This window comes from Halomonas sp. 25-S5 (genome assembly GCF_029889845.1).
In the GTDB taxonomy this organism is placed as follows: domain Bacteria; phylum Pseudomonadota; class Gammaproteobacteria; order Pseudomonadales; family Halomonadaceae; genus Halomonas.
In genome coordinates this window covers 1-7,102 of record NZ_JARANV010000044.1, presented here as the reverse complement: position 1 = coordinate 7,102, position 7,102 = coordinate 1, and the positions used below count along the sequence as shown (strand labels likewise).

The 7,102-nt window shown below is 68.5% G+C and carries 8 protein-coding genes and 1 pseudogene; 2 read left to right on the top strand and 7 right to left on the bottom strand.

From position 1 onward, the window contains the following. Positions 1–239 precede the first annotated feature (239 nt). From OP498_RS17970 to OP498_RS17950, 5 genes are all read right to left on the bottom strand, one after another. Positions 240–884 (bottom strand): response regulator, encoded by a 645-nt coding sequence (locus OP498_RS17970; RefSeq protein ID WP_280554716.1) that lies wholly within the window; start codon positions 882–884, stop codon positions 240–242. 236 nt (positions 885–1,120) lie between these two features. After that, entirely contained in the window at positions 1,121–1,456 is a 336-nt protein-coding gene (locus OP498_RS17965; RefSeq protein WP_280549655.1) for a hypothetical protein, read from the bottom strand. Positions 1,457–1,571: 115 nt separating this feature from the next. Then, positions 1,572–3,149, bottom strand: a complete 1,578-nt coding sequence (locus OP498_RS17960; protein ID WP_280554715.1) for an ATP-binding protein — start codon at positions 3,147–3,149, stop codon at positions 1,572–1,574. A gap of 17 nt (positions 3,150–3,166) precedes the next feature. After that, complete coding sequence (locus OP498_RS17955; protein WP_280554714.1) at positions 3,167–3,835, bottom strand: 2OG-Fe(II) oxygenase; 669 nt, start codon at positions 3,833–3,835, stop codon at positions 3,167–3,169. After that, on the bottom strand, positions 3,832–4,452 hold the full coding sequence (locus OP498_RS17950; RefSeq protein WP_280554712.1) for a CoA pyrophosphatase: 621 nt from the start codon (positions 4,450–4,452) through the stop codon (positions 3,832–3,834). The genes OP498_RS17955 and OP498_RS17950 overlap by 4 nt, the downstream gene beginning before the upstream one ends. Positions 4,453–4,555: 103 nt before the next feature. Between OP498_RS17950 and OP498_RS17945 the strand changes: the two genes are divergently transcribed. After that, positions 4,556–5,113, top strand: coding sequence for an NUDIX hydrolase (locus OP498_RS17945; RefSeq protein WP_280554711.1), 558 nt, complete (start codon positions 4,556–4,558; stop codon positions 5,111–5,113). Between the two features lie 9 nt (positions 5,114–5,122). Here OP498_RS17945 and OP498_RS17940 read toward each other — a convergent pair whose 3' ends face one another. Then, entirely contained in the window at positions 5,123–5,878 is a 756-nt protein-coding gene (locus OP498_RS17940) for an SDR family NAD(P)-dependent oxidoreductase (protein WP_280549662.1), read from the bottom strand. Positions 5,879–5,961: 83 nt separating this feature from the next. Here OP498_RS17940 and OP498_RS17935 point away from each other — a divergent pair, with 83 nt between their 5' ends. After that, positions 5,962–6,918, top strand: coding sequence for a sugar-binding transcriptional regulator (locus tag OP498_RS17935; RefSeq protein ID WP_280549663.1), 957 nt, complete (start codon positions 5,962–5,964; stop codon positions 6,916–6,918). A 78-nt stretch (positions 6,919–6,996) separates the two neighbouring features. Here the strand turns inward: OP498_RS17935 and OP498_RS17930 are convergent. Further along, positions 6,997–7,102: pseudogene (locus tag OP498_RS17930) on the bottom strand (IS1595 family transposase); the annotation flags it as partial.

The following is a 7,102-nucleotide window of genomic DNA, read 5'->3' as shown; positions in this document are numbered from 1 at the left end:
TTCACACTGACTGAGCAGCCCCTGAATGTAGCGTAGGGCACGATCGCGCGTCTCAGAACGTGGGAAGAGCGGGCCTAATCGCGCTGCCAAGTCATCCATTAATGCTGAGACGGAGAGATCCAGCTCTTGCATCCTTCACCCTATGATCGCTTCCATATCAGTCACATGAATTATAGCGCATTCAGTTACGGCTGTAGTATTAGGAGGGTACTGCCAGGCGCCCGGGAGCGGGCAGCCGATCAGCCAGGGGAGGCCTCGTCGGGCAGCGTCTCCACCAGTCCCAGCGCCACGCAGAGCCTCACCAGCTCGGCGAGGTTGGCGGCCCCCAGGGCCTTCATGGCACGCAGCCGGTAGACCTCCACCGTCTTGGCGCTGATCCCCAGCTGTTCGGCGATCTGCCGGCTGGTCATCCCCTCGGCCACGTGGATCAGGATGCGCTGCTCCTTAGGGCGCAGGGCCGCGTAGCGTGCCTGCAGCCCGGCCAGGCGACGCCAAGCCTCCCGGCGACGCCGATGCTCGGCGAGGGCCTGCTGGACGGTGTCGATCAGCTGCTGGGGGTTGAAGGGCTTCTCGATGAAGTCGAAGGCGCCGGCCTTCAGCGCCGCGACCGCCATGGGCACATCGCCGTGGCCGGTCATGAAGATCACCGGGGGGGCGTGCTCGAGGTCGTTGAGCCGCTGCTGCACCTGCAGGCCCGAGAGGCCTGGCATGCGCACGTCCAGCAGCAGGGCATCGAAGCCCTCGGGGTCGGCGGACAGGAAGGCCTCGCCATCGGCGAAGGTGCCGCTGGCAATGCCCACGGAGTCAAGCAGCCAGGCCAGCGAGTCGCGCAGGGCCTGGTCGTCGTCGACGATGGCAATGCTGGAGGAGGGGGGCTCGCTCACGGGCGCCTCGGGGTAGGGTCGAAGTGGGGTGGCCAGGGTGGAGCCTGCCCGCAGTGTAGCGGCAAAGGGGGCGCCCTCGGAACCGTCGTCGACTCCACGTTCGTTGACGTGGCCTGGCTTGTCGGCATGGGTCAATAAGGTCTGCCGGTCAGACAGGAGCAGGGCCCGCGAACACTCGCGGGCCCTGCATCGCTATCGGGTGGCGGCACCCGGGCATTCATTGATACTGGCGGTGATCACGCCGAGTCCGCCTCCCGGAAGTGTTCCCAGGCATGGTGGTAGAGCACGCCGGCATAGCCGTTGCGCTGCAAGATCTTGAGGATCTTCGCCGGGTCACCGCCATCCAGGGCCTTGTGCAGTTTCGCCCGCTGTTCGTCATCGAGCTCCTCGTACCAGTGGAAGGGCTCGCCCTGAGCATTGCCATCCTCGGCCCTGTGCATCAGGTCGATCTCGATGCGCCCGCCATGCCGATACAGGATGTCGTAGCCCTCCTGCAGGTGGGACGTCGGCACATCGCTCGGCTTCTCGAGGCCTTCCAGCACGTTGTAGTAGTAGTAGCTCAGCGGTTGCATATGGCTCCTCCAGCGGTATGCCGTGGCTCGTTCGTCCTTGAGTGCTTTCCCTCTATCCATCATGACCGAGGCGGGGCGTCGAGCTCAATGGTCGATGCGCGTGATCACGGCCGCCTCATCGCGTGCGGTAGCCAGGTGCGGCCAGCCCGGGTTCCGCCAGCAGGGTGGCGGCAAAGCTGGCCCCGCCGTCGCCGTCGCCGTCGCCGTCGACGGGCAGCAGTCGCAGGTCACCGCCCATGGCCTCCATCAGCGAATGGCTGATGGCCAGGCCCATCCCCAGCCCCTCGGGACGGCTGGTGTGGAAGGGGGCGAAGACCCGCTCGCGAGCCTCCGCCGGCACCCCGGGGCCACGGTCACTGACCGTGAGGACGACCTCCCGCGGGCCCGTGCGCCGGGCGCGGATCGTCACCCGGTCGGCCTCGGGTCGGCCGCGGCTCGCCTCCAGGGCGTTGAGCAGCAGGTTGACCAGCACCTGCTCCAGGGCCAGCGGGTCGGCCAGGACCCGGGGCAGGCAGTCCTGGAGGTCGTGCTCCAGTGCCACGCCGGTCTGCTGGTACTGCCACTCGCAGAGCCGGCAGGCGGCGTCGATGACCTCGTGCAGCGTCACTAGCCGGGGGCGCGTCTGCCCCTTGCGCACGAAGGTCCGGATGTGGCGCAGCCGCTCGGCCAGGCGCTGGACCTGCGTGTTGATGCGCGTGAGGGGCAGGCGTAGCGCGTCGGCGGAACGGCGCGGGTCGGCGGCGAGCTGCATCAGGGCCCCGCTGGTGTAGTTGGCGATGGCCCCCAGTGGCTGGTTAAGCTCGTGGGCAATGTTGGAGGCGAGCTCGCCGGTGGTGGCCAGACGGTTGGCGTGGGCGATCTGTTCCTGATGGCGGCGCTCCTGGGCCTCGGCGGCCTTGCGCAGGCCGATGTCGCGATTGAGCAGCGAAAGGTGGTCGGGCTCGGCGCCGGGCGCCGAGTGGGCCATCACCACACTGAGCACCGGCACGGGCCCGTTCGGGCCGCGCATCTCGAGCTCGCCGCTCCAGGAGCCGTAGCGCGCCACGGCGGGCAGCACGACCTCGCGCAGTATCGCCAGGGCATCCGGCGTGTAGGCCTGATCGAGGGGCGCCTCGCTGTCTTCCCGGAAGCGTCGTGACGGCCGCGAGAGCAGCCGGCGAGCGGCCTCGTTGGAATAGAAGATGCGCTCGTGGCCGTCGACGAACAGCACATAGTCGGTGGTCGACTCCACGACCCGGGCCAGACGCTCGCGGTGGGCCTCGAGGCGGATGCGCCGACTCACGTCCCGGGAGACACAGAGGATATCGATCAGCTCGCCGCTGGCCGGGTCGCGGCGCGTGCGGCTGGTGGTCTCGAACCAGACATAGTGCCCATCCCTGGCGCGGAAGCGGTAGGTCTGCTGGTAGAAGCCGTCGTGGTAGTAGACCCGCGGTGACTTGTTGAGCAGGTCGCTGAGGTCCGCAGGGTGGAAGAGGTCGTAGGCGCAGACGCCGATCAGTTCTTCGGGGGCATAGCCGAGCAGGTCCCGGGCCGCTTGGGAGGCGTAGAGGAAGGTGCCGTCCCGGGCGTGGCGGGAGATCAGGTCGGTGGTGCTGTCGGCGAGCCAGCGGTAGTGGGCCTTCTCGGCCTCGAGGGCCGCATTGCGCGCTTCCAGCTCGGCGACGCGTGCCTGCAGTCGCTGTGTCTCGTCCATCGCTGCCTCGTCCGCCATCAGTGCGCGGGGTCCACCAGGCCGCCCAGCGAGGCATTGCGCCGGAACCAGCCGGCGATGCTGGCCCGGGGCAGGCGGGTGGGCAGCACTTCGTGGGGCACGCTGTCGGAGAGGAAGCAGGCGAAGGTGCCGGCCTCGGGGCGTACCCGGGACACTTCACGCTCGGGATCAATGGCGTCGAAGATCACTATCTCGCCGCCGGCGTCGGCGGGCCAGTCGGGGTTGAGGTAGCCCACCGTGGAGACCACCCGGTTGGCCCGGCCACGGAAGCTGTCCAGGTGCTTGCGGTAGAAGGCGCCGGGCGGATAGTGGGCGAAGTGGGCCTCGTACTCGAAGAGCCCCAGGAACAGCGCCCGGTTGAGCTCCTGCTGCAGCTCGCCCATGGCCTCCAGGTAGTGGCGCCGGGCCCGGCTCTCGCGGTCCAGCCAGCGGATGGCATCGCCGCGGATGTCCCGGCGCAGGGCGTGTGCCGGGCCGCGCCCGATGCCGGCGGCTTCCAGGGCCTGGTGGTCGGCCATGGCGGCCACTTCCTGGTAGAGCTCGGCGCACAGCTCGGCGGGGATGAAGGCCTCGCCGACGTACCAGCCCTGGGCCACCAGGGCGTCGACCAGTTCGGCCAGTCGTTCGCGGGGCAGGGCGGTGGCCGAGGGGAGCGTGGTCGTCGTCATGGACTGGAGACCCGGCGCTCGGGGCGGAAGAGCAGCTCGCCCGGCGGGCGCTCGAAGAGGCTGATCGGCATGGCGAAGCCCTCGGCGAGCAGTTCCACCAGCATCATCGCCGAGAGCCCCCAGATCACGTGGCCATCGGTACGGTAGCTGGGCACGTAGTAGTCGCGGCCGTCGACCCGGATCACGTCGGTGTGGGTGCGCTGGTCCTCCAGGAAGTGCGACAGCGGCACCTCGAAGATGGCGTCGAGCTCGCTGGGGTCGGGGACGAGCGGCAGGTCGGGCGGAATCAGCCCCACCCAGGGGGTGACGCGCAGGCCGTGCAGCGAGACCACGTCCGAGAGCCGACCGAGCAGTTCCACGCGCTCCGGCGGCAGGGCGATCTCCTCCCGGGACTCGCGCAGCGCGGTGGCCAGCAGGTCGGCGTCCTGCGGTTCGCGCTTGCCGCCGGGGAAGGCGACCTGGCCGCTGTGGGTGTTGAGGTGGTCGGCGCGGCGGGTGAACAGCAGGGTCGGCTCGGGGCGGTCGACGATGGGCAGCAGCACCGCGGCCTCGGGCAGGCGCAGGCCGACCCGGCGTGGGCGGTGCGCTTGCAGGCGTTCGCGAAGGTTCTCTAACATGGGGTTTCCATCGGGTTTGATTCCTTCTACTCGGCCGCCATGAGCGGCGTCAAGCCCTGACCGGGTGGCCGTGAAGCCACCCGCCAGCCTGCCAGGGAGCGCCATGAACTTCTGCAGTCACTGTGGCCAACCCGTGCGCTTCGCGATTCCCGACGGGGATGACCGGCCGCGCTACTTCTGCGATCAGTGCGGCACTATCCACTACCAGAACCCGCGCATCGTCGCCGGCACCCTGCCGGTGAGCGGCAGCCGGGTGCTGCTGTGCCGCCGCGCCATTCCCCCGCGCAAGGGCTTCTGGACCCTGCCGGCGGGCTTCATGGAGAACGCCGAGACCACCCTGGAGGCCGCCGCCCGCGAGACCCGCGAGGAGGCCTGTGCCGAGGTCGAGATCCACGGGCTCTATACCCTGATCAACCTGCCGCACATCGACCAGGTCTACATGATCTTCCTCGCCGACCTCGCCGGCGGCTTCGAGGCGGGGCCCGAGAGCCTCGAGGTCGCGCTGTTCGAGGAGCACGAGATCCCCTGGGACGCGCTCGCCTTTCCCACCATCGAGCGCACCCTGCGCCACTTCTACGACGACCGGCAGGATGCCGCCTTCCCGCTGCATGTCAGTGACATCACCGCCGAGGATCGCGAGCGCTACTTTGGCAGTGCCTAACCCCCCCCCTCAATCCCGATCGATGGTGAAGGGCGACCAGGTCTGGCGCGTCGGCATCACCTCCAGCCGGTTGATGTTGATGTGGTCGGGCAGCGTCGCCACGTGGAAGATCTGCTCGGCGATGTCCTCGGCCTGCAGCGGCGTGGTGCCGCGGTAGAGGGCATCCGAGGCGGCCTGGTCGCCCTCGGTGCGCACCAGGGTGAACTCGGTCTCGGCCATGCCCGGCGAAATGTCGGTGACCCTGACCCCGGTGCCCTTCAGGTCGCAGCGCAGGTTGTAGCCGAACTGTTCGACGAAGGCCTTGGTGGCGCCGTAGACGTGGCCGCCGGGGTAGGGCCAGCTGCCGGCCACCGAGCCGAGGTTGATGATGCTCGCCCCGGCGCCGGTGGCGATCAGCCGCGGCAGCATGGCATGGGTGACGTTGACCAGCCCGGTGACGTTGGTGTCGATCATGGTGTGCCAGTCGGCGAGGTCGACCTCCTGGGCCGGCTTGGGTGCCAGTGCCAGGCCGGCATTGTTGACCAGGCAGGTGACTTCGCGAAACTCGGCGGGCAGTGCCTCGACCGCGCGGGCCACCGCCTCGGCATCTCGCACGTCCAGGGTGAGGGTTAGCACCCGGACCCTGTCGCCGAGCTCCTGCTCGAGCGCCTCCAGGCGTTCGCTGCGGCGGCCGGTGAGGACCAGCGACCAACCAGCGGCGGCGAAGCGATAGGCCGCGGCGCGGCCGAAGCCTGAGGTGGCACCGGTGATCATGGCGATGGGCATGGAAAGTCTCCTTGGCGTTGTGGATGTTGGACAACTTTGTATGATGGCGCAGAACAGGCGCAAGGGCCTAGGGGTAACGAGCCGTGGACAAGTTCGAAGTCAAGCTGGACCAGGCGGCGCGGGCCGCCTGGATGTCTTTCGTGGGAGGCATGACCCAGGACGAGATCGCCCAGCAGCTGGGCGTATCGCGTCCGGGCGTGCAGCGTCTGCTGGCGCTGGCCCGCCAGGAGGGGCTGATCAAGGTGCATATCGATCATCCCATTGCCGCCTGCATGGCCATGGGCAGTGCCATCCGTGAGCGCTTTGGCCTCGACTTTTGCGATGTGGTGCCTGCGGAGCCTGGGGCCTCGGACGGTGCCGCGCACTACCTGGCGGTGGCCGGCGCCGAGCGCATCGCGCGCTTGGTGGAGCGCAGCGAGCCGCTGACCCTGGCGTTGGGTACTGGACGTGCCGTGCGTGCCACCGTGGAAGCGCTCAGCCGGGTGGAGCGCCCCCAGCACCGCTTCGTCTCGCTGGTCGGCAACGTGGCCCGCGACGGCTCCTCCAACCGCTATGACGGCGTCATGGTGCTGGCCGACAAGACTGGCGGTGAGCGCTTCCTGCTGCCGGCACCGGTGGTGGCAAGTTCGGTGGATGAGAAGCAGGCCATGCAGGAGCAGCGTCTCTTCCAGGCGATCAGCGAGGTGGCCCGCGACGCGGAGGCGGGCTTTATCGGCATCGGCAAGATCGACCGCCAGGCGACCCTCTTCCAGGATCACTTCATCACCGAGATGGAGCTCGATGAGCTGCTCGGCAGGGAGGCGGTGGGTGAGTTGCTGGGCTGGCCGCTGGACGAGCGCGGGCGGGTCATCGACTGCACCATCACCCGTCGCGTCACCAGCCTGCCGCTGGAGACCCTGGTCGGGCAGTCGCTGGTGGCCCTGGGCGCGGGCATCGACAAGGCGCCAGCGATCCTCGCCGCGCTGCGCGGCGGCTGGCTCAAGGGGCTGGTCACCGATGAGGTGGCGGCGCGCTATATCACCGAGCGGGCTGCCGAGTAGTCCCTCAACCTCTTGAAACTGCGGAATCTATTTTTTCTTCCGACCAAAGTCTAGGTCGCAGGGCTTTGCTTTTCCTGATTACGCATAAGGCTCAGCCATCTTCAGGAACCGGTATGGCATCGGCGGTGTTCGGGCGGCTACCGTGAGAAACCGCGGGATCATGGCCTTGAGGTCATAGCGCCGA